Annotated in this window: 14 protein-coding genes; 10 read left to right on the top strand and 4 right to left on the bottom strand. The window is 71.6% G+C overall.

The window, feature by feature from the left end; all coding sequences use genetic code 11:
• Window positions 1-4 precede the first annotated feature (4 nt).
• Together AB0G14_RS23375 and AB0G14_RS23380 are read right to left on the bottom strand one after the other, a co-directional pair.
• Entirely contained in the window at window positions 5-826 is an 822-nt protein-coding gene (locus AB0G14_RS23375; RefSeq protein WP_357700667.1) for an IclR family transcriptional regulator, read from the bottom strand.
• 94 nt (window positions 827-920) lie between these two features.
• Entirely contained in the window at window positions 921-4,874 is a 3,954-nt protein-coding gene (locus AB0G14_RS23380) for an NEW3 domain-containing protein (protein ID WP_357700669.1), read from the bottom strand.
• Between the two features lie 1,032 nt (window positions 4,875-5,906).
• On the opposite strand from AB0G14_RS23380, the gene AB0G14_RS23385 reads away from it, so the two are divergent.
• From AB0G14_RS23385 to AB0G14_RS23410, 6 genes are read left to right on the top strand one after another with little or no spacing between them, the layout of a single operon-like run.
• A complete protein-coding gene (locus AB0G14_RS23385) occupies window positions 5,907-7,382 on the top strand; it encodes an extracellular solute-binding protein (protein WP_357700671.1) in 1,476 nt (491 codons plus the stop codon).
• A complete protein-coding gene (locus AB0G14_RS23390) occupies window positions 7,379-8,371 on the top strand; it encodes a sugar ABC transporter permease (protein ID WP_357700673.1) in 993 nt (330 codons plus the stop codon). Before AB0G14_RS23385 ends, AB0G14_RS23390 begins: the two co-directional genes overlap by 4 nt.
• Complete coding sequence (locus tag AB0G14_RS23395) at window positions 8,371-9,189, top strand: carbohydrate ABC transporter permease (RefSeq protein WP_357700675.1); 819 nt, start codon at window positions 8,371-8,373, stop codon at window positions 9,187-9,189. Before AB0G14_RS23390 ends, AB0G14_RS23395 begins: the two co-directional genes overlap by 1 nt.
• Complete coding sequence (locus AB0G14_RS23400; protein ID WP_357700677.1) at window positions 9,173-10,063, top strand: SMP-30/gluconolactonase/LRE family protein; 891 nt, start codon at window positions 9,173-9,175, stop codon at window positions 10,061-10,063. The genes AB0G14_RS23395 and AB0G14_RS23400 overlap by 17 nt, the downstream gene beginning before the upstream one ends.
• The gene (locus AB0G14_RS23405) at window positions 10,060-11,205 is read left to right on the top strand and encodes a mandelate racemase/muconate lactonizing enzyme family protein (protein WP_357700679.1); all 1,146 of its coding nucleotides are present in this window, start codon (window positions 10,060-10,062) and stop codon (window positions 11,203-11,205) included. The genes AB0G14_RS23400 and AB0G14_RS23405 overlap by 4 nt, the downstream gene beginning before the upstream one ends.
• A 5-nt stretch (window positions 11,206-11,210) precedes the next feature.
• Window positions 11,211-11,969, top strand: a complete 759-nt coding sequence (locus AB0G14_RS23410) for an NAD(P)-dependent oxidoreductase (RefSeq protein ID WP_357700681.1) — start codon at window positions 11,211-11,213, stop codon at window positions 11,967-11,969.
• A gap of 12 nt (window positions 11,970-11,981) precedes the next feature.
• Here the strand turns inward: AB0G14_RS23410 and AB0G14_RS23415 are convergent, their stop codons facing one another.
• Window positions 11,982-12,572, bottom strand: a complete 591-nt coding sequence (locus tag AB0G14_RS23415; RefSeq protein WP_357700683.1) for a dienelactone hydrolase family protein — start codon at window positions 12,570-12,572, stop codon at window positions 11,982-11,984.
• Between the two features lie 63 nt (window positions 12,573-12,635).
• Between AB0G14_RS23415 and AB0G14_RS23420 the strand changes: the two genes are divergently transcribed.
• The 3 genes from AB0G14_RS23420 to AB0G14_RS23430 all read left to right on the top strand — a co-directional run bounded on the left by AB0G14_RS23420 (window position 12,636) and on the right by AB0G14_RS23430 (window position 18,681).
• Window positions 12,636-13,256, top strand: coding sequence for a helix-turn-helix domain-containing protein (locus tag AB0G14_RS23420; protein WP_357700685.1), 621 nt, complete (start codon window positions 12,636-12,638; stop codon window positions 13,254-13,256).
• 190 nt (window positions 13,257-13,446) lie between these two features.
• Window positions 13,447-14,730: a low temperature requirement protein A gene (locus AB0G14_RS23425; RefSeq protein ID WP_357700687.1), complete on the top strand. Its 1,284-nt coding sequence runs from the start codon at window positions 13,447-13,449 to the stop codon at window positions 14,728-14,730.
• Between the two features lie 204 nt (window positions 14,731-14,934).
• Window positions 14,935-18,681, top strand: a complete 3,747-nt coding sequence (locus AB0G14_RS23430; protein WP_357700689.1) for a S8 family serine peptidase — start codon at window positions 14,935-14,937, stop codon at window positions 18,679-18,681.
• Window positions 18,682-18,746: 65 nt separating this feature from the next.
• Here AB0G14_RS23430 and AB0G14_RS23435 read toward each other — a convergent pair whose 3' ends face one another.
• Window positions 18,747-19,703 carry a helix-turn-helix domain-containing protein gene (locus AB0G14_RS23435; RefSeq protein WP_357700691.1) on the bottom strand — a complete coding sequence of 319 codons (957 nt, stop codon included), beginning with the start codon at window positions 19,701-19,703 and terminating at the stop codon, window positions 18,747-18,749.
• Between the two features lie 313 nt (window positions 19,704-20,016).
• Here AB0G14_RS23435 and AB0G14_RS23440 point away from each other — a divergent pair, with 313 nt between their 5' ends.
• Window positions 20,017-20,316: a hypothetical protein gene (locus tag AB0G14_RS23440; protein WP_357700693.1), complete on the top strand. Its 300-nt coding sequence runs from the start codon at window positions 20,017-20,019 to the stop codon at window positions 20,314-20,316.
• Window positions 20,317-20,407: the final 91 nt, after the last annotated feature.

The raw sequence follows: 20,407 nt of genomic DNA on the forward strand, positions 1-20,407 counted from the left end.
GCCGTCAGACGACGGCGGAGAGCGGGGCGGCGCTGGCGTGGTAGCCGAGTCCGGTGGAGATCTGGTCGGCCTGTTCGATGACCTTCATGGCCAGTTCGTCCTGGCGGCTCGGTAGGTCCATCGCCGAGAGCGGGCCGGAGACCGACAGGGCAGCCACGGCCTTGCCCGAGCGGTCCCGGATCGGCGCGGCCAGGCAGGCCCGGCCGAAGGCCAGTTCCTCCAGTTCGGTGGCGTAGCCGCGCCGTCGTCCCTCGCCGATCGCGGCGAGCAGCCCGTCGAGGTCGGCGACGGTCTTCGGGGTGTACGCCGGATAGCGCGTCCCGATCAGGGACTCGATCTCCTCGGCGGTCAGGTCCGACAGGAGCGCCTTGCCCAGGGCGGTCGCGTGCAGCGGGCCCCGGCGGCCGACCAGGGTGAACGAGCGGGGGGCGAGCCGGCCTTCGAAGTTGCAGAGGTAGAACAGCTCGGTGCCGTGGCGCTCGGCGATGTTGGCGCCGAGGCCCAACTCGCCGGCGAGGTCCTGGGCGATCTGCCGGGACTGGCGGTGCACCGCCGACTGGTTGAGCGCGACGCCCGCCAGCCCCACCACCGTCGGCCCGATCCGGTAGAGGCCGCTGCGCTGGTCGTGGGTGACGAAGCCGAGCGCCTCCAGCGTCCCGACCAGACGGGAGACCGTCGACTGGCCCAGCCCGGTGAGCTGGACCAGCTCGGAGACACGCCGCTCCGGGTGCTCCTCGGTGAACGCACGCAGCAGCGACAGCGCGCGCTCGACACTCTGCGTGCCGCCGCCGACCTCGCGGGTGGTGGAGCGTGGCATTCTGCCCATCCCTCAAAGCGTAGGAGTGTAATCCAGATTACGGATCATACATCGCGTGGCGGTGCGGGCCGCCGACCGTCACGACCGGCGGCCCGCACCCTGGTCAGCAGCCCGGCGTCCGCGCCGGGACGACCGGTTCGAACCGGACGGCGTCGGCCCGGTGATGGCCGACCTGCTGCGCCGACAGGCTCACCGTGGCGGTCGCCGGGTCGAGGTGCCACGCGCCCAGCACCCGCCACTGCCCGGCGTCCTTGGTCTGGTCGACCGTCCGGGTGTCGGTGCCGGCGGTGTGCGCCACCCGGTAGGTGGCCGCGCTGGTGGTGGTGGAGTTCGTCGGATACCACACGCTGACCCGGTAGGCGCCGGCCGGCAGCGGGGGCCGCCAGGTGGCGACGGCGCCCGTGCCGCCGCCGGCGACGCGGGTGGTGCTGTCGGCGTACCCCTTGAGCGTGCTGGCGGTCCAGCCGCCCGTCTCGGTGTAGCCGTCCTGGCCGTCGTCGACGACGACCGCCGCCGCCGGGTCCGGCGTCCCGACGGGTACCGCCGTCCGCCCGACCGCCCCGGCCACGTGCAGGGCCACCTCGTGCAGCGCGCCGACGCTCGCGCCGGGCGGAGCCGTGATCGTGAAGCTCACCTGCTGTGCGGCGTTCGGTGCCAGCGCGACCGGGACGGACGCAGGGGTGCTGCTCCATCCCTCCGGCAGGCCGATAGCGGCGCAGCCGCTCGCGCCCGCCAGGGCGGTCGCGGTGATGGTGGCCGTGACCGTGGTGCTGCCCCCCGGCGCCGCCACCGCGTCGGCGGAGAGCCCGGTGATCCGGGGCTGCACCATGGCCGGATCCACCGGTCGGAACCGGACGGCGCTGACCCGGTGGAAGGCCGGGTCGTCGACGGTGATCCGGACGAAGCCGTCCTCGCCGGCGGCGAACGGGAAGGTCCCGAGGACCCGCCAGCTGCGCGCGTCCTGCTGCTGGTCGACCCGGACCGGCGTCTCCCCGTCGCGGTGCCGCACCAGGTAGTCGGCCTTCCTGGTGGTGTCGGCGTTGGACGGGTACCAGACGGCGACCTCGTACCACCCGGCCTCGGTCAGGGCCGGCCGCCAGGTGGCGGTGCCGCCGAGCTTGCCCTCCGCGCTGAAGCGCGACTGGGTGCCGTTGTACCCGGCGAGGCCGCTGGCGAGCCACTCACCGGTCTCCGTGTACCGGGGACGGATGTCCTGCGTGGTGACGACGACATCCTCGCTGGCGATCCGTACCTGCGCCGTGGTCGCGGCGCCGCCGTCGAGCGCCGCCGTCACCTGGTACGCCCGGTCGCGTTCCGCGCTGGACGGGGAGGTGAGGGTGAAGGTGTACGCGTGTTCCCCGCGGGCGCCGACCTCGTACGGCACGCTCGCCGGCGTGATCGTCCATCCGGCCGGTGGCGTCAGGCGCAGCGTGCCCCGGGCGGTGGCCGGGCCGACGTTGAGCACGCTGGCGGTGACCGTGGTCGCGTCGCCCGGCTCCGCGAGTTCCGCCGGCGCCGCGACGAGGGCGCTCAGCCGGGTCGGGGGCCGGACGGTGAGCCGTCCGGCCGCGAGCGCCGCCTCGCCACCGCGCCAGCTCACGGTGCCGTTGAGCGCCACCCGGCCGGCGGCGGTGTCGGGCGCGACGGTCAGCTCGTAGCGCCAGGTGGCCGCGGTCCCGGCCGGCACGGTGGACGGCTGCGTGCCCTCCGGCCGGGCCGACCAGCCCGCCGGGAGGTCCAGCGTGACCGCCGGGTCGGTGAGGGTGGCGGAGCCGTCGTTGCGGACGGTCACGGCGAGTCCCACGGTGTCGCCGGGCGTGGTGTCGGGCGAGGCGGGGGTGGCCGCACCGCAGACCGTCGTTCCGGGTGGGCAGCGGCCGGTGACGGCCGGCGGCAGGCGCAGGGTCGCGTCGCCGGTCCGGGCGGCCTCGGTGCTGATCCGGTACCGGAACGACGTGTCGAGGCCCTCGACGGGGATCGTCCACTCGTTCGGGTAGATCCGGTCCGCCTGCTCGTGCCAGGTGGTGCCGCCGTCGGCCGACCAGTGCAGCGTCGCGGGCGCCTCGGTCGCCGCCTGCACGTAGGCGTCGTAGCCGCCGCGGTCCGGCCGGGTCAGCAGCATGCCCCGGGCGGTCCCGATCGGGCTCGCGTCGTCGAAGTGGTAGCTGTCCGGCCCGGCGTCGGCCTGGTCGCCGCCGACCTGGTGCCCGACGTTCGGCACCGACACATCGCGGACGACCAGCGCGGTGATTCCCCGGCCGGAGACGGTGACCGGCAGGGTCGCCCCGCGCATCGTGGTGACGCTGCGGGAACCGTTGTCGCGGATGACCTCGACCTGGTACGCCCGGTCGGGCCGTACCCCGCTGACCTTCGGGTCGAAGCGCACGACGCTGCGGGAGGTGCCCGTCGCCTCGTTGGTCAGGCTGAGGTAGAGGCTCTTGTTGCCGTGCCCGGTGACCCAGTTGAGCTGCGGGTCGGCGACGTCGACGATGCCCTTCGGCAGGTACGGCCAGACGCCGTCCTCACCGTAGAACGTGCCGGGCTGATGGCCGTAGACGTGGTACTTGAAGTAGACGTAGTTGGTCTCGAACACGGCCGGGAAGCTGATCCTGCCGCGCGAGCGGTAGCTCTGCTCGGAGATCAGGTAGTCCATGGCCAGCCCGAGCTGCGCCGGGATGTGGTGGTAGTAGATGGAGGTGAGTCCGGCCGGGCCGGTCAGCGGGAAGTCCGGGCGCATCTGGGCCGCGGTGAACTCGCGGTAGTAGTAGCCGGGGTAGTTGGTGAACCGGCCGACGACGAGGTTGTGCGCCACGTCGGCGAGCAGCCCGTCACCGGTGTGGCCGGCGAGCCGCAGCAGGAACGGCGCCCAGATCGGGTTCATCACGAGGCCGCCGCCGGGGTTCTCCCGACCTGCGGCGATCTTGTAGGTGCTGAGCTGTTCGAACGTCATGCCGTTGGTGGAGACCATCCAGGCCGGTACCTCCTCGGCCGGCACGTCCTTCTTCGGATAGTCGTAGGTCACGGGAGGGTTCCAGCGGTCCACCTGCGCGTCGATCCAGCCGTCGGCGTTGACGGTGATGTCGCCCTCGGGCACCGGGCGCACCATCGTCTGCGTGACGAACCGCTTCGCCTCGGTGTAGGCGGCGTCCAGGTAACGCTTCTCGCCGGTCTCCTCGTACAGCTCCAGCAGCTCCACCCAGCCCTTCGAGTAGTTGAACTGGAAGCCGTTCTCGGCGATGTTCGTCGTGTACGGCGGGTCGATCTGGGCGGTGACGTAGCGGTCGGCCTCGGCCTTCGCCTCCGCCAGGTACGCCGGGTTGCCGGTGAGCCGCCACGCCGCGAGCGGGGTGCTGACCGGTGTCCGGCTGTCCTTGCGGACCCGCTCCTCGATCGACTTCAGGGCCAGTTCGTGCAGGCCGGCCACCTGGCCCCGGGTCTGCTGGTAGAGCGGCACGAGGGTGGAGGCGTCCCCGGCCACGCTGCCGACGCGCCAGGCGTTGGTGTCGCCGTAGACCGGGTTCTGCTTGATCGGGGTCCAACCGATGTTGTTGCGGGACACCTGGTACTCCAGGGACGGCCGCGCCCGCTTGTCGTAGAGCTCCCGGTCCCCCGTCAGGTAGTAGGCGCCCAGCAGGACGCCGCTGGTGGCGGTGCGCACCGCCCGGTCGTTCTCGGTGTCGACGAAGCCCTTCGCCCGGTCCCACCAGCCCGACAGGGAGCGCTGGTAGGTCTCGCTGTCGTCGGCCTCGGTGTCCCGCATGGTCAGGTCGACCAGGTTGTGCACCGTCCCGGTCAGCGAGGTGTCGTAGATGTTCTGCCGGTATGCGCTGTAGTCGTACTCGTCGCGCGTCAACTGCGTGTACGCCTGGTACATGGTCGCGGGCCGGGCGTAGACGCCGAACGTGAACCGGTGCTGCTGTCCGGCCTCGAGTGGCGAGTGCCGGCCGACCTGCGGCGCGAAGGCGATCGGCTGGATGCCGCCGTTCTCGTTGCGCAGGCTCATCCCGAACGGTTGCCCGTCCGCGCCGACCTCGCGCTGGTGTTCGAACGGGATCACCTCGGCGGGTGCGTAGACCCCCGCTGGTCACCTGCTGTCCCGCGACGGTCCGTTCCATCAGGCAGACCGGCGCCATCAGCTCCCAGGCGCTGAGCGCCTCCGCGCCGTAGACGACGCGGGCGTGCTGGCGGCTGCCGCAGAGCACTTCGTCGACGTCGCCGAAGGCGGTGACGTCCAGGGACTGGTAGCCCACGACGAAGTTGTCGGCGCGGCGGGCGGTCAGGGTCCACGACGCCTCGGGGTTGTCGCCCGCGACCGACCAGCGGACGGTCAGTTCGTACGCCCCGGGCGCCCCGGTGCGCAGCTCGACGGTGCGACTGTCGACGGCGCGGAGTCCGGTGAAGCCGACCCAGCCGGGGTTCATGGAGCTGTAGTAGTCGGTCGGTGTGCCGTTCGCGCCGCTGAGCACGAGCCACTGCTCGTCGAAGCGTCGCTCGGCGTCGGTGACGGGCAGCCAGCCGCCGGGGGTGCGGACCAGGATGTCCCGCAGGTACGTCTGCCCGCCGCGCCAGGTGGCGTGGTGGAAGATCATCCGGTGGTGGTCGCCCTCGATGGTGGCCACCTGCCGGATCCGCAGGTCGGGCTTGTCCGTCTCGCGCAACGGGGTGGCGAAGGGAGCCTGGTCCTGGGTGGTCGGTGCCGCGACGGCCGCCCCGGAGGGCAGCACCAGCGCCGCGAGGGCGAGGAAGAGGGTGAGTACAGAACGATGCCGCCTCGATACTGTGGGCTTCACATCCATGAAATGGATAGTTAATGCAATCAATGTCGGTGTCAAGGGTGCGTACTGGAAGGGGCATGCATGCCTGGCGGCGGCGTTCCTGGCGCCCTGCGAGCCGCGCGACGCGGCGGCGGCGGTCTCGGGGCAGCTCACCGCCTCCGTGCGTAGCTGACCCACATAGCGGATGCCTATTGCACGAGGTGGTAGGTGAAGCTACTGTCCTCAACACGCTCTTCACCGCGACGAAACAGACCGAAGCCTCGCCCTCGTTGGCCGAGCGGCTCCGCCAACCGGTGATCGAACAGGAGTAGGACATGAAGCAACCAGAGCTCACCCGCCGGTCCTTGCTGCGGATCCTGGGCGTGGGTGCGGCCGCGACCGCGGCGGGCGGGCTGACCACCGCGTGCAACCTGGTCGGCAGCGGCGACGGGTCCAGTGGGGACACGGTGACGATCAAGGTCATGCTGGTGCCCGACCCCTCCGGCGCCTCCCAGTTCTACCGCGAACAGTTCGACCTGTTCGAGGAGAAGAACCCCGGCATCAAGGTCCAGGTCATCGAGAACCCGAGCGACCAGCAGATCAACGCCATCGAGCTCAGCTTCCAGCAGGGCAACGCGCCGGACGTCTTCCGCGCCCAGGACCAGGGCTTCGACCGCATCTTCGAGCGCGGCTGGATCGCGCCGCTCGACCAGTACGTCACCGACGAGTTCAAGGCCCGGTTCCCCGAGGGCAGCCTCGACCCCGCCACGTCCGGTCTGCACCGCGACGGCAAGCTCTACACGCTGCCGCTGGTCTGGGGAAAGTGGTCCGTGGTGCGGTTCCTCCTGGTGAACAACACCGCCGCGAAGACGGGCGGGGTCACCGCCGCCCCGAAGACGTGGGAGGAGTTGGAGCAGGCCGCCGCCGCGATCACCCGCACCGGCGGGGGCAGGACGTTCGGCTTCGCCGGCCCGTGGAGCAAGAGCGTCCTGGCCCGCATGCTCCAGCACACCGCCGGACCGGCCTCGATCGACAACGGCATCGACCTGCGCACCGGCCGGGCGGCCATCACCCACCCGTCGCTCGCCGCGGCGGTCGACCTGCTCAGGCGGATGCACGCCGCGAAGACCATGACCCCGGGCTGGGAGACCTGGACGGACGCGGGCAAGGTGCACACCGCGTTCGCCAAGGGCGAGCTGGCGATGTTCCTCGCCGCTCCGTTCCAGATCAACGAGGTCCGCAAGCTGAACCCGCAGCTCGACATGACCATCGCGGCCGTGCCCGTGCCGGCGGCCGGGCGCGGCGGCTACTCGGGACAGACGGCGAGCTTCAGCCCGCTGTGGTCCATGTCGGCCCAGTCCAAGCACCCGGAGCAGGCGTGGAAGGTGATGGACTTCCTCGCCTCCAAGGAGTTCCACCGGGCGTACTACGAGAAGTTCGGCACCCTGACCGCCCTGGAGAGCGCCTGGCAGGACAAGGCGGCGAACAACGCGGACCAAAAGGCGATCATGGACGTCGCCGCGCAGACCGTGCGGCTCATCCCCAACCCGATCCTCGCCACCAAGGGCGGCGCGCAGCTGATGGCGGCCATCCGCGGCAAGCAGGATCTCCAGTGGTCCGAGATCGCCCTGCCGGCCATCCTGCGCAACCAGGCCTTCGCCCCGGCCGCCGCGAACCTCAACGGCAAGCTCGACGCCTTCATCGACGAGCAGATCAAGAGCCTGACGGGCAAGGGGGTGCAGGCCTCGCGCGCCGACCTCACCTTCCCGGGTTGGGACCCGCTGCAGCCGTTCACCCCGAGCCAGAAGTGACCAGCACCCCCACCGTCGCCCCGGGGGGCGCCGCCGGACCGGCGGCGGCGCCACCCCGGCCCACTCCCGCCACCGCCCGGCGGCGCCGCCCCGGCAAGCTGCGCCGGCACGCCTGGCAGTACGTCTTCCTCGCCCCGATGCTGCTGCTCTTCGTGGCCTTCACGCTCTGGCCGATGGTGGCGAGCTGGTGGTACTCGTTCTTCGACTGGGACGGGGTGGGCCCGGCCACCGAGTGGGTCGGCTTCGCCAACTTCACCGAGGTGCTCGGCAACGAGCGGTTCTGGCACGCCTTCCGCAACTCGTTCCTCTTCTCCCTGGCCGCGATCTGCGTCGAGATGCCGCTGGCGCTGCTCGTGGCGATCCTGCTCAACAGCCGCCGGCTGCGCGGGCGCAACCTCTACCGGCTGTTCCTGTTCCTGCCGGTGGTGACCACCACGGCGGTGGTCGGCATCGTCTTCGCGGTCCTGCTGGACCCGGCCGGCGGGTTCGTCAACGAGGTGCTGCGCTCCGCCGGGATCGTCGACTCGCCGGTGAGCTTCCTGTCCGAGTCGTCGGCCCTGCCGACGGTCATGGCGGTCGACGTGTGGAAGGGCTTCGGCATCACCCTCGTCTACTGGCTCGCCGCGCTGCAGACCGTCCCCGAGGACCTGTACGAGGCGGCGAAGGTCGACGGCGCGAACGGGCGCCAGACGCTGCGGCATGTCACCCTCCCGGTGATCGCCCCGATCGGCGTGGTGATCCTGCTGCTCACCTTCCAGAAGAGCATGAACCCGTTCGACCTGGTGCAGGCGATGACACAGGCCGGCCCCAACTACGCCACCGACGTGGTCGCCACCTACATCTACCGGTACGCCTTCAACCCCGACCTCAACGCGCCCCGCTACGGCTTCGCCTGCGCCGCCGGCGTCGTCTTCGGGGTGATCACGCTGGTGATGACGGCACTGCAGGCACCGCTGCTGCGCCGGCAGTACCTGAAGGGGAGCCGCTGATGCGTCGGATGCACCTCTGGCACCTGCTGCTGGTCCCGCTCTGCCTGGTCTGGATCTACCCCTTCGTCTGGATGGTCTCCACGGCCTTCAAGTCGGAGCGGGAGGTCTTCCTCGGCGGGCTCTCGGTGCTGCCGAAGGAGTGGAGTTTCGACAACTTCACCCGGGCCTGGGACACGGCGCACTTCGGTACCTACCTGTCCAACACGGTCGTCTTCTCCGTCACCACCGTGGCCATCGTCCTGCTGGTCTCCGCCACCTCCGGGTACGCCCTCGGCCGGGGCGACCTGCCCGGCAAGAAGGTGATCGTCGGGCTGCTCGTCGCCACCATGTTCATCCCGCACGGCTACACGATCATTCCGATCTTCAAGCTGGTCGACGGGCTCGGGCTGAGCAACGGGCTGCTCGGTGCGGTGCTGGCCACCGCCGGGCCGGCGCACGTCGTACCCATCCTGCTGTTCATGGGGTACTTCGCCGGCATGCCGCAGGAACTGGAGGACGCGGCCCGGATCGACGGCGCCGGCTACCCGCGCATCTTCTTCCGGATCATGCTGCCGCTGGCCAAGCCGGTGATCGGCACCGTGGCGCTGTTCAACTTCATGGCGGCCTGGAACGCCTTCTTCATCCCGCTGGTGTTCACCCTGGGTCGGCCGGAGCTGCGCACGCTCGGCGTCGGCATGTACAGCTTCTTCGGCCAGGAGGCCACCGACTGGGGCGGACTGGCCGCCGCGGCGACGATCAGCCTGCTGCCGATCATCGCGATCTTCCTGTTCCTGCAGCGTACGTTCGTGGAGGGGATCGCCGGTGCCGTCAAGTCCTGACACCCTGCTCGCGCGCCCCGTGTCCGCCGAGCGCTACGAACTCGGCGAGGGGCCGCGGCTGGATCCGCGTACCGGTGAACTGCTCTGGGTGGACATCCGCGCCGGTCGGCTGTGGCGGGGGTGGTTCGGCGGCGACCGGATCGAGGTGCTGGCCGGGCACGACGTCGGGGCTGCGGCCGGGGCCGTGGCGCCGCTCGCCGCCGCCGGCGCGGGCTGGGTCGTGGCGGCCGGGCGGGGATTCCGGCACGTCTCGGCCGACGGCACGGTACGTCCGCTCGGTGGTGACGTCGCCGCGCCGCGTACCCAGATGAACGACGGCGGCTGCGACCCGTACGGCCGGTTCCTCGCCGGAAGCCAGATCCTGGGCGGCGCGGAACCCTGGTCCGGCGCGCTCTACCGGCTGGAGCCGGACGGCTCGGTGGCGACGGTGCTGGACGGCATCGGCTGCGCGAACGGGCTCGGGTTCGATCCGGCGGGGGAGACGATGTACCACGTGGACAGCCGGCGCCGGCGACTCACCGGCTACCGCTACGACCCGGCGGCCGGCGAGGCCGGCGACCCGCGGGTCCTCGTCGACTGCGACGACGCCACCCCCGACGGGCTCTGCGTCGACGCCGAGGGATGCCTCTGGGTCGCGATGTGGGACGGCTGGTGCGTCCGCCGCTTCGCCCCGGACGGCACCCCGCTGGCCCGGGTGCGGCTGCCGGTGCCCCGGCCGACCGCCGTCTGCCTGGTCGCCGGCACCCTCGTGGTGACGACGGCCTGGATCGGGCTGGACGAGGCGACCCGGCGCGCGGCGCCGGACAGCGGCCGGATCTTCGCCGTCGAGGTCGGGATCGACGCGGCGCCGGCGCACACCTGGGGGGCGGCGTGAAGATCACTCACCTGGAGCTGCTGACCGTGCCGCAGGACACGAGCGCCATGCTGCTGGTGGTCGTGCACACCGACTCCGGCGGGTACGGCGTCGGCGAGGTCGGCATGCGCTCCCGCTGGCGGGCCGTCCGCGGCGCGGTCGAGGACTTCGCCGAGCAACTGGAGGGCGCCGACCCGAGCCGGATCGAACACCTCTGGCAGTTTCTCTCCCGGTCGGGGTTCTTCCCGGCGACCGGGGTGCTCGCCGCCGTGCTCGCCGCGATCGACGTGGCGCTGTGGGACCTGCGGGGCAAGACGCTCGGCGTGCCGCTGCACCAACTGCTCGGCGGCGCCTCCCGGGACCACGTCGAATGCTATGTGCACGTCCGCGTCGGCGACGCCAGGGACCCGGCCGCGACGGTGGCCGAGGCCGAGCGGCTCGTGGCGGCCGGATGGCGGTACCTGCGGGTGCCGGCGAACAGCCCGGACGCCGACGGCGAGTACGACCAGCGGAGCGCCCTGCGGCACACCGTCGCCACCGTGGAACGGCTCCGCGCCGCGCTGGGCGACGACGTCGAGCTGCTGCTCGACGTACACACCCGGTTGGAGCCCCCGCAGGCCGTGACGCTGTGCCGGGAGTTGGAGCCGTTGCGGCCGTACTTCGTCGAGGACCCGCTGCGCAGCGAACACCTCGACGGCTACCGGATGCTGCGCCGGCGCACCGCGGTCCCGCTCGCGGCGGGTGAACAGCTCGGCACGAAGTGGGAGTTCCGGCCGCTGATCGAGGGTGAGCTGATCGACCACGCCCGCGTCGACGTGGCCAACACGGGGCTCACCGAGGCCCGCAAGATCGCGGCGATGGCCGAGGTCCACCACATCAACCTGGCCACCCACAACCCGCTCGGCCCGGTCACCGCCGCCGCCTCCGCACACCTGAACCTGGTCCTGCCCAACGTCTCCGTCCAGGAGCAGCCGTGGCCCGAGTTCCCGCCCTCGCCGGTGCTGACCGCCGGTCCCGTGCTGACTCCCGGCCGGATCAGGCCGGCGGAGCGGCCCGGCCTCGGCATCGAGCTCGACCTCGCCGCCGCCCGCCGGCTCGACCCCGGCGGTCCGGCCCCGCTGCCGGTCTACCACCGCCGCGACGGCTCCTTCACGAACTGGTGACCGGGATGCGGGTACTGGTGACCGGCGCGGCCGGCGGGGTGGCCGGGCTGCTCCTGCCGCAACTCGCCGGAGAACACGAGCTGCGGCTGACCGACCTGCGCGCCCCGCAGCCGGTCGGGCCGGCGGAGGTGGTGCCCGGCGACCTCGCCGACCGGGGGTTCGCCGAGCGGCTCTGCGCCGGGGTGGACGCGGTCGTGCACCTGGCCGGGAACCCGCGGCCGAACGAGGGCTGGGACCGGCTGCTCGGCCCCAACGTCGAGGTGCCGACCCGGGTCCTGGCGGCGGCGGCGCAGGCGGGCGTACGCCGGGTGGTGCTCGCCAGCTCCGTCCACGTCCTCGGCGGCTACCGCCCACCGGCCGCCCGGCCCGCGTCCGGTCCGATACGCGACTCGTGGCCACCCCACCCGTGCTGCCGCTACGGCGCCACCAAGGTCTTCGGCGAGGCCGCCGCCCGGGTGTACGCGGACTCGGGTGCCCTCTCCGTGGTCTGTCTGCGCCTCGGCGGCTGCCGTCCCGTGCCGCCGACGCGCGGCTGGTTCGACACCTGGCTCGGCCCGGCGGACCTGGGCCAGGCGGTACGCCGCGCGCTGTGGGCCGACGTCCGCTTCGGGGCGTACACCATCACCTCGGCGAACACCCGGGCTGTCTTCGACCTCGACGCGGCCCGGCGCGACCTGGGTTACGCGCCGGTCCTGGGCTCGGAGGCGTACCGGGACAGCGCGCCCGACGGTCCGTCGACCCTGTGCCGGGGCGGGCAGGGCTGAGCCCGTCGCGGGTCAGCCCACCCGGTCGAGGAACTGCCGCGATCGCCGCACCACCAGCGCCGTCGCCTCCGCGTCGTACGACGGCAGCGAGCTGTCGGCGAACAGGTGCTGGTCGCCCGGGTAGACGCACAGCTCGCCCAGGTCGGCTCCGACCGTCGCGACCAGCTCCCGTGCGGCGTCGATGTCGCCCTCCAGCGCGAAGAACGGGTCCTTGTCCATGCCGTGGATCTGCACCGGGACCCCGGTGGGCCACGGCCCGACGGCCCACTCGCCGGTGATCGGAAGGCAGGCTTCGTAGAGCAGCGCGCCGCGCGCGCCGGGCCGGGTCTGGGCCATCCGCTGGGCCGTGCCGGCACCGAGGGAGAAGCCGGCATAGACCAGCTCCCCGGGGAGGTCGGCCACGGCTCGGTCGGCGCGCTCGTCGAGCACCTCACCTCCGATACGCCGGGTCAGCGCGAGCCCGTCCTCGAGGGTCGCCGGTCGTTCGCCGTCGAACAGGTCCGGCGTGTGCACCGTGTGTCCGCCGGCGCGCAACTGCTCGGCGAACGCGCGCATCCCGTCGGTGAGCCCCTGCACGTGGTGGAACAGCACGACTTCGGCCATCTCTACACTCCTGACATCGGACGGCGAGGATCAAACGATCCATAATCTTAGAACGGTCGAGAAATGTCGGTCAATGAGCGGATCCCGGACTACGACCTCGACGAGATGCTCGTGGTCACCGCGCCTGAGCAGCTGCGGGCGCTGGCCGACCCGCTGCGCGCCACTCTCCTGGAACTGCTCCTCGAGCGGGCCGCCACGGTCACCGAGATGGCCCAGGCGGTCGACCGCCCCAAGAGCAGCGTCGCCTACCACGTGAACCTTCTCGTCGACGTCGGTCTCCTGCGCGTGGTCCGCACCCGCCGCGTTCGGGCGATCGAGGAGCGGTACTACGGCCGGGTCGCCCGTACGTTCTACGTCGGCGTGCTCAGCCGCAGCGAGGACAAGCAGGTCGTGGCCGCCATCAACGGGCTCGCGGAGGCGACCGCCGAGTCGGCTGCCGCCCACGCGGCCGACGACCTGCGGTGCACTCTCGTGCACGCCCGCATTCCCGTCGAGGAGGTACGCAACTTCTGGGCGCAGGTCCAGGAACTCGCCCGCCGGTTCGCCCAGATCCCCCGGTCCGGCGACCAGGTGTACGGCTTCGTCGCCGGCCTCTACCCCACCGACGCTCCCACCCTCCCCGACGCCGAGCCATCGGATGCTGTCAATCGCGCCGTGCCGGCCGATCCGTCCGATGTACCCTGACCGGCAGGCCCTCCGGTCGGACGTCACACCCTTCTGACCTGCCCCGGGTGACCTGCACTTCCCCTCGACCGGCGCGCCGGACTCGGCCGTCGACGCGCGGCACAGGACCGGACAGGCCAACCCACCCGGCATGCATGTCGCCGCAGTGGTTGCGGAGAGCGGGAGGCGCGGGTGTTCGACATGCGTCGGCGTGAGCCAGGCCGACGGCGGCGCGGCGCACGGTACGACTGATGGCAGGCTGCGCAGAACCGACGGAACGGGCGTGCCGATGACCGCCGGCAACCCGCGCGACCTCCTGAGGGATCACGCCGAGCCCCAGCGCGCCACCTACGTCGAGCTCTTCTTCGACGTGATCTTCGTCTTCGCGCTGACCCGGCTGTCCCACACCCTGTTCAGCGACCTCACCTGGCTCGGCGCGCTGCACACCGGGATCCTGCTCGCCGCGTTCTGGTGGGTCTGGGTCTTCACCGCCTGGACCACCAACCGCCTCAACCCCGCGCAGCCCGCGATCCAGCTCGTGATCATCCCGATCATGCTCGGCACCCTGATCATGGCGGGCGCGGTGCCTGAGGCGTTCGCCGAGGACGGCATGATCTTCGCCGCCGCCTACGTCCTCATCCAGGTCGGCCGCGCCCTGTTCGTCACGGTCGCGATGCACGGCCAGGAGGTGACGATCGGCTCCCTCCAGCAGTTCATCTGGTCCTGCATCTCCGGAGTGTTGTGGATCGCGGGCGCGCTCACCGACGGCAACACCCGGGTGGTGATCTGGCTCGTCGCGGCCGTCCTCGGGTACGTCATGAGTCGGCTGGACTTCCGGCTGCCCAAGCTCGGTCCGGCCCGGATCACCACGCAGGCGGTCTCCGCGGAGCATCTCGCCGAGCGCTACCAGCAGATCATGATCGTCGCGTTCGGTGAGTCGATCCTGGCGGCCGGCGGACAGTTCGCCGGGCTCGGCTTCGAGCGGGACCGGGTGATCGCGTTCGTGCTGACGTTCGCCATCACCACGCTGCTGTGGCGGATCTACTTCTACCGGGCCGGGCTGCTGCTCCCGGCCGTGATCGCGGCGAGCACCACGCCGGCGGTGTTCAGCCGGTCCGCCTCGTACGCCCACCTGCTCATGGCCGCAGGCATCGTGCTCAGCTCGGTCGGCGACGAAATCATCATCACCCACCCGTTCGCCGGGCCCAACCTCGCCTGGTCCGCCGTCATCCTCTGCGGACCGGCGATCTACCTGGCCGGCCGGGCCCGACTCGACTACCTGTCCTTCAGCCGGGTCGCCCTGTCCCGGGTGATCGGGCTGCTCCTGCTGGTCGCGCTGGCGCCCGTGGTGGCGTTCCTTCCGCCAATCCTGATCGCCGTGGTGGCCGTCGTCATCCTCGCCGGGATCGCCGCGACGGACGCCGTCTCCTGGCGGGTCCGCCCCAGCGAACCGACCCCGCCGCCGCCACCCCGCGGGCGGGATCCACGCCCTTAGCGCCCCGCCGCGCCGGTCGTCGGCGCGCCAGCCGACGGTGGTCACGGGGCGGTAGCGATGCATCTGCACCCGCCGATCACTGTGGCGGCGACCTGACATGTCCAGTGTTCGCCAGGCGCAGCCGTAGCGCGGTCGCCCCCGCCTTCACGAAGCTTTGCCCCACCGGTACGAACCTCAGGTATCGGCAGAAGGAGGGCCAGGTCAATGCGAACCAGAAGATCGACGCTGCTCGGCGTCGCGCTCGCCGCGACACTCGTCGCGACCGTCGGCGCAAGCGCGCACGGCAAGCCGCCGGCGCCCGGCGGCGAGGTTACCGCCGCCGTACCCCCGTCGTCGAAGGCGGCACGGGTCACCCTCGTCACCGGTGACGTGGTCACGGTGACGACGCAGGGCGGCAAGCCGGCGATCACCGTCACCCCGCACGACGGCCCGGTCGGCAACTTCCGCACCTACTCGGTCGGCACCGACGTGTACGTCGTGCCGTTGGCTGTCGAGCCGCTCATCGCGTCCGGCCAGGTGGACAGGCGGCTGTTCAACGTCACGGGCCTGATCGCCCAGGGCTACGACGACGCGCACGCCACGTCGATCCCGCTGATCGTGCGGTACCCCGCCGGGACGGCCAAGGCAGCCGCACGGTCGGCCCCCGCCGGCAGCCGGATGAAGCGGAGCCTGCCCAGCGTCCGGGGCGCCGCCATCGCCGCTGACAAGAAGCAGGCCGCCACCTTCTGGGAGGCGGTCGACGACGACACCGCCAGGGCCCGTACCCCCAAGGCCCGGCTCGCCGGGGGCATCGAGCGACTCTGGCTGGACGGCAAGGTGCACGCCCTGCTCGACGAGAGCGTGCCGCAGATCGGCGCGCCGGCCGCCTGGGCCGCCGGATACGACGGCACCGGCGTGAAGGTCGCCGTGCTGGACACCGGCGCGGACCTGAACCACCCGGACCTGGCTGGCAAGATCGCTGAGAGCCAGAGCTTCGTGCCGGGTGAGTCGGTCCAGGACGGGCACGGGCACGGCACCCACGTCGCCGCCACGATCGCCGGCACGGGCGCGGCCTCCGGCGGCAAGTACAAGGGCGTCGCGCCCGGCGCGCAACTCCTCGTCGGCAAGGTGCTGGGCGACGCGGGCGGCGGCGAGGAGTCGTGGATCATCGCCGGGATGGACTGGGCGGCCCACTCGGGCGCGAAGGTCGTCTCGATGAGCCTGGGCGGCACGGCCGGCGACGGAGCCGACCCGATGGCCGAGGCGGTCGACCAGCTGACGGCCGAGACGGGCGTGCTGTTCACCATCGCGTCCGGGAACTCCGGGCCCGGGGCGACGACTGTCGGCTCGCCGGGCATCGCCGCGTCGGCGCTGACGGTCGGCGCCGTGGACCGCACCGACGCGGTCACCTCCTTCTCCAGCCGTGGCCCGCTCGCCAGCGGCGCCCTCAAGCCGGAGATCACCGCCCCCGGCTCGAACATCGTCGCCGCCCGGGCGGCCGGCACCAGCATGGGCACCCCTGCGGGCGACCACTACACCGCCGCCAGCGGCACCTCCATGGCCACCCCGCACGTGGCGGGTGCGGCCGCGATCCTGGCCCAGCAGCACCCGGACTGGACTCCGGCGCGGCTGAAGGGCCAGCTCGTCAGCACGGCGAAGACCACGGCGGACACCTCGGTGTACGCCCAGGGCGCCGGCCGCACCGACGTGAGCCGCGCCGTGCGGCAGACCGTGTCCGGGCCCGGCGTGGTCGACTTCGGCCTGCAGGCGTGGGAGTCGACCGCCCCGGTCGCCAAGCAGATCACCTACGTCAACGACGGCGACCAGCCGGTCACCCTCGCGCTGACGACCAAGGGCGCGGACGGGCAGTTGCCGGCCGGGGCGCTGACGTTGGGCGCCGACACGGTGACCGTGCCGGCCCACGGCACGGCCGACGTGACGGTCACCGCCAACAGCGGCGTGGTGCCGGTCGGGACGTACGGCGCGCACGTCACTGCCGCCTCCGCCGACGGCGGGACGGTCGTGACGACGGCCGTCGGCTTCGTCCGGGACCCGGAGCGCTTCAACGTGAGCGTGAAGCTGACGGACCTGGACGGCAAGGCGCCGGCGTCCACCTACAGCAGTATCTGGGTCTTCGACCTCGACAACCCCCGGCCCGCCGACATCCACTTCATCCTCGGCGCCGAGGGCACCCTGGAGCTGAGGCTGCCCCGCGGCGAGTACGCCTTCGCGTCGGCCACCTACCGGTTCACCCCTGACTACCAGCAGGTCCGGGACCACGTCTACGGCGCGGAATCAGGCGTGCTCGTCGATTCCGACCGGACCATCACCTTCGACGGACGCAAGTCGAGCCAGGTCGGCATCCAGACGCCCAAGCCGAGCCAGCCGCAGCGGGTCCGGTTGGGGATGTCGCTGCTGAAGGACGACAAGTCGCGCATGTACGGCTTCCAGACCGAATTCAACGGCTACACGAAGCTGCACGCCATCCCGTCCCAGCTCAAGAGCGAGAACCTCGAGCACCGGCTGGCCTGGTCGCTGACGGCACCGTCGTTGGAGGCGCAGCTCGTCAGTCCCGGAGCCTTCCCGATCACGCCGGAGTACGTCGGCGGCTGGGTCGGCTCGGCGCGCCTCGACGGCACGCAGGTCCAGCGGGTGGTGGACGCCGGCATCGGACGACCGCAGGACTACGCGGGCAGGGCCGTCAAGGGCAAGCTGGCGCTGGTACGGCGCAGCGACGACGTCACCCCGTCGCAGCAGATCGCGAACGCGGCGGCGGCCGGCGCCAGCATGATCATCATCTACAACGACATCCCCGCCCAGTGGGGTACGGACGTCTACCGGACGACGCCGACCGTCATCCCGGCCATGACCCTCTCCGGCGCGCAGGGGAGCCGACTGGCCGGTCTCGCCGGCCGCGGCGACGTCATGATCCAGTTCAAGGGGACGGCGCAGAGTCCGTACTCCTATGAAGTACTCAAGTACCAGCACGGCATCTCGGCCGACCAGCGCTACCAGGTCCGCACCGAGGAACTGGCCACGGTCGACACGTCGTTCCACGCCTCGACGCCCGGCACCGAAGCGGGATACTCCCGGTTCCTCACCTCGCCGCTGCAGTCCTTCGTCGTCATGACCTTCATCCGGACGACCATGCCGAGGTCCCTCACCGAATACGTCACCGCCGGCCGGCCGACGTGGGAGCTGATGGCGCCGGCCGCCGTGTGGGAGTCGATGCCCGGCTTCCAGCAGACGGCCACGTCGGTGTTGCAGCCCGGGCAGCGACTGACCCGGGCATGGAACAAGCCGGTCGTCCGGTCCGCCATACCCGCCGACCACCCGGAGGGAGCCGTCCGGATCGGCGATGTGGGCGTCGTGCTGAACACCGGCCTCCTGGACGCGGCGACCGGCCAGTTGTGGACGATCCCCAACAACACCGACAAGGCACTGACCGCCGTGTACCGCGACGGCCAGTTGCTCGGGTCCGCTCCGGCCGCGGCGGTGGCCTTCCCGATGACGCCGGAGCGTGCCGAGTACCGCGTGGTGACGGATGTGCGGCGGGACCAGCCGTGGTGGGCGACCTCCACCAAGGTGAACACCGCCTGGACGTTCCACTCCCAGCGGGACGGCGACCGGGCGCTTCTGCCGGTGCTGTCGGTCGGTTACGACGTCGACGTCGATCTCGACAACAGCGTGCAGGCGCAGTCGACGACCGACATCAGCCTCGACTTCTGGTACCCGAAGGGCCTGGCCGGCCCGCGGATCCGCGAGGCGAAGCTGTGGGCTTCCTACGACGACGGCGCCACCTGGCAGCAGGTGACCGTCACCGCCGGGGGTGCTGCCACCGTCAAGGGCACCGTCAAGAGCCCGGCGCTGGCCGACACCAGCGGTTTCGTGTCCCTGCGGGTGCAGGCCACCGACGCCGACGGCAACACCGTCGAGCAGACCGTGACCCGCGCCTACAAGCTGCGGGGATAACCCCGCCGTCCCTCACGGTCGTCCCCGCCCGCGCCGCGGGCGGGGACGACCCGCCTTCTGGTCCGTCAGGGTGAGATGAGCCCCGACCGGGCGGCGTACCAGGCCAACTGCATGCGGCTGTCGGTCCCGGCCAGCTTCATCAGCCGCTGGATCCGGCGCTGCACCGTGCGTTCGCTGGTCCCGAGCCGGCTGGCCACCGTCTTGTCCGGCATCCCGGAGAGCAGGTACGTCAGCAGCGCGACGTCGACGTCGTCCCACGCGGGAGACCCCTCGGCGAGACCCGTGGCGGTGAGCCGCAACGGCGTGGCCGCCTGCCAGACCCGCTCGAAGAGCGCCACCAGCAGGTGCACCAGCGCCTGACCCCGTACCAGGAGGAACCCGGGATGGACGCTCGTCTGGTCGGGCAGCATCGGCAGCAGCACCGTCTCCCGATCCACGATGATCATCTTGCTGGGCAGTTCGGCAGCGATCCGGATCTCGTACCCGCTCTTGAGGAACCTGCCGATCTCGGCGGGGGTACGCGGATCGTCGAGGGCGGCGCGCTCGTACACGTAACGGTAGGCGGGCACGTCGGTGGAGACATCGAGGTCGCCGTCCAGCACGTACGGAGGCCGGAAGAACGCCATTATCTCCCGTTTGGCGCCCCGCTCCATGTTGTCGATCCAGGTGGCGAGCTCCTCCGGGGTGGTGAGCGCCTCCACCTCACCCACGGTGGACGTCGCCCCGGTCCGGTACACCTGCACCAGTTCCCCCAGCCGGCCCTGGACCTGTTGCAGTGCGGCCTGGCGCTGGACGATGAGGGTGCCGAGCCCGACGTCGGGCGGTACGACGGTGTGCAGGCCGCCGTCGTCAACGGTGACCAGGCCGAGCGCGACCAGTCGCGCCATCGCGGCTGTCACCGCCGGCGCCGCCATCTGCAACGCTTCCGTGAGATCCGCGGCGGTCGCCCGGCGGCGGCGCAGCAGTTCCACGTAGACGGCTTCGTCCTTCTCGCCGATTCCGAGCCCACGCAGCATTCTCATCCCACTTCCCGCCCCTGCCATCGGGGCGCCGGCCACGTAAGGACCAGCCGCAGTATTGCCCTGACTCCACCGGGCCGTCCAGATCATTCGCCCGCCACCCCACCCTTTCTCCACCCCGCCGGCGAGCTGGGAGCCGCACTCCGGCCGCGACCGGCCGTGCGCGGATCCGCTGCGGAAGCCGTCAGGCGTCTGGTAGGGCGCCCTGCCTGGTCCCCGTCCGGGAGGCTGGACGGTCTGCGACTGTGACGAGGAGATGCGACCTTGACACGCCTTGAATGATGGGGCGCATGAGCCCGAGTGGCCTGGAGTCTGTGTGACCACCGTGCGCCTCGTGATCGTGGTCCTCAGCCTCGCCATGATCGGTTTCGGTGTCCGCGTCGCCGTGTCGCGCCGGGTTCCCGTGGCCTGGGTGCGGGTCGCGCGCCTGACGGCGAGGCAGCGGTCCCAACCCGTCCGCATGGGCGTGGGTCAGGCGCTGCTCGGCGCGTGCCTGCTGGTCCAGCAGGCGCCGTTTCTCATCCCCATGCCCCATTCGGTGGGAGTCGCCCTGTTCGTGGTGTCACTGCTCCTTGCCCTGACTGCGGTGGGCTGGTTCGCCGTGCCTCGACGCTAGTGCGGTGTCCACTAACGTTCGCCGGGTTGGCCGCTGCCGGAAATTGTCGTACCGGTGGTGTTGGGTGTGGTTGTGTCTCGTCGTCGGGATC

This window comes from Micromonospora sp. NPDC023814, from assembly GCF_040639595.1.
Lineage (GTDB): Bacteria > Actinomycetota > Actinomycetes > Mycobacteriales > Micromonosporaceae > Micromonospora.

Excerpts from the sequence above, each read along its gene's own strand:
- AB0G14_RS23375 (WP_357700667.1), bottom strand. The coding sequence starts at position 826 with ATGGGCAGAATGCCACGCTCCACCACCCGCGAGGTCGGCGGCGGCACG.
- AB0G14_RS23385 (WP_357700671.1), top strand. The coding sequence starts at position 5,907 with ATGAAGCAACCAGAGCTCACCCGCCGGTCCTTGCTGCGGATCCTGGGC.
- AB0G14_RS23395 (WP_357700675.1), top strand. The coding sequence starts at position 8,371 with ATGCGTCGGATGCACCTCTGGCACCTGCTGCTGGTCCCGCTCTGCCTG.
- AB0G14_RS23410 (WP_357700681.1), top strand. The coding sequence starts at position 11,211 with ATGCGGGTACTGGTGACCGGCGCGGCCGGCGGGGTGGCCGGGCTGCTC.
- AB0G14_RS23415 (WP_357700683.1), bottom strand. The coding sequence starts at position 12,572 with ATGGCCGAAGTCGTGCTGTTCCACCACGTGCAGGGGCTCACCGACGGG.
- AB0G14_RS23420 (WP_357700685.1), top strand. The coding sequence starts at position 12,636 with ATGTCGGTCAATGAGCGGATCCCGGACTACGACCTCGACGAGATGCTC.
- AB0G14_RS23430 (WP_357700689.1), top strand. The coding sequence starts at position 14,935 with ATGCGAACCAGAAGATCGACGCTGCTCGGCGTCGCGCTCGCCGCGACA.
- AB0G14_RS23435 (WP_357700691.1), bottom strand. The coding sequence starts at position 19,703 with ATGAGAATGCTGCGTGGGCTCGGAATCGGCGAGAAGGACGAAGCCGTC.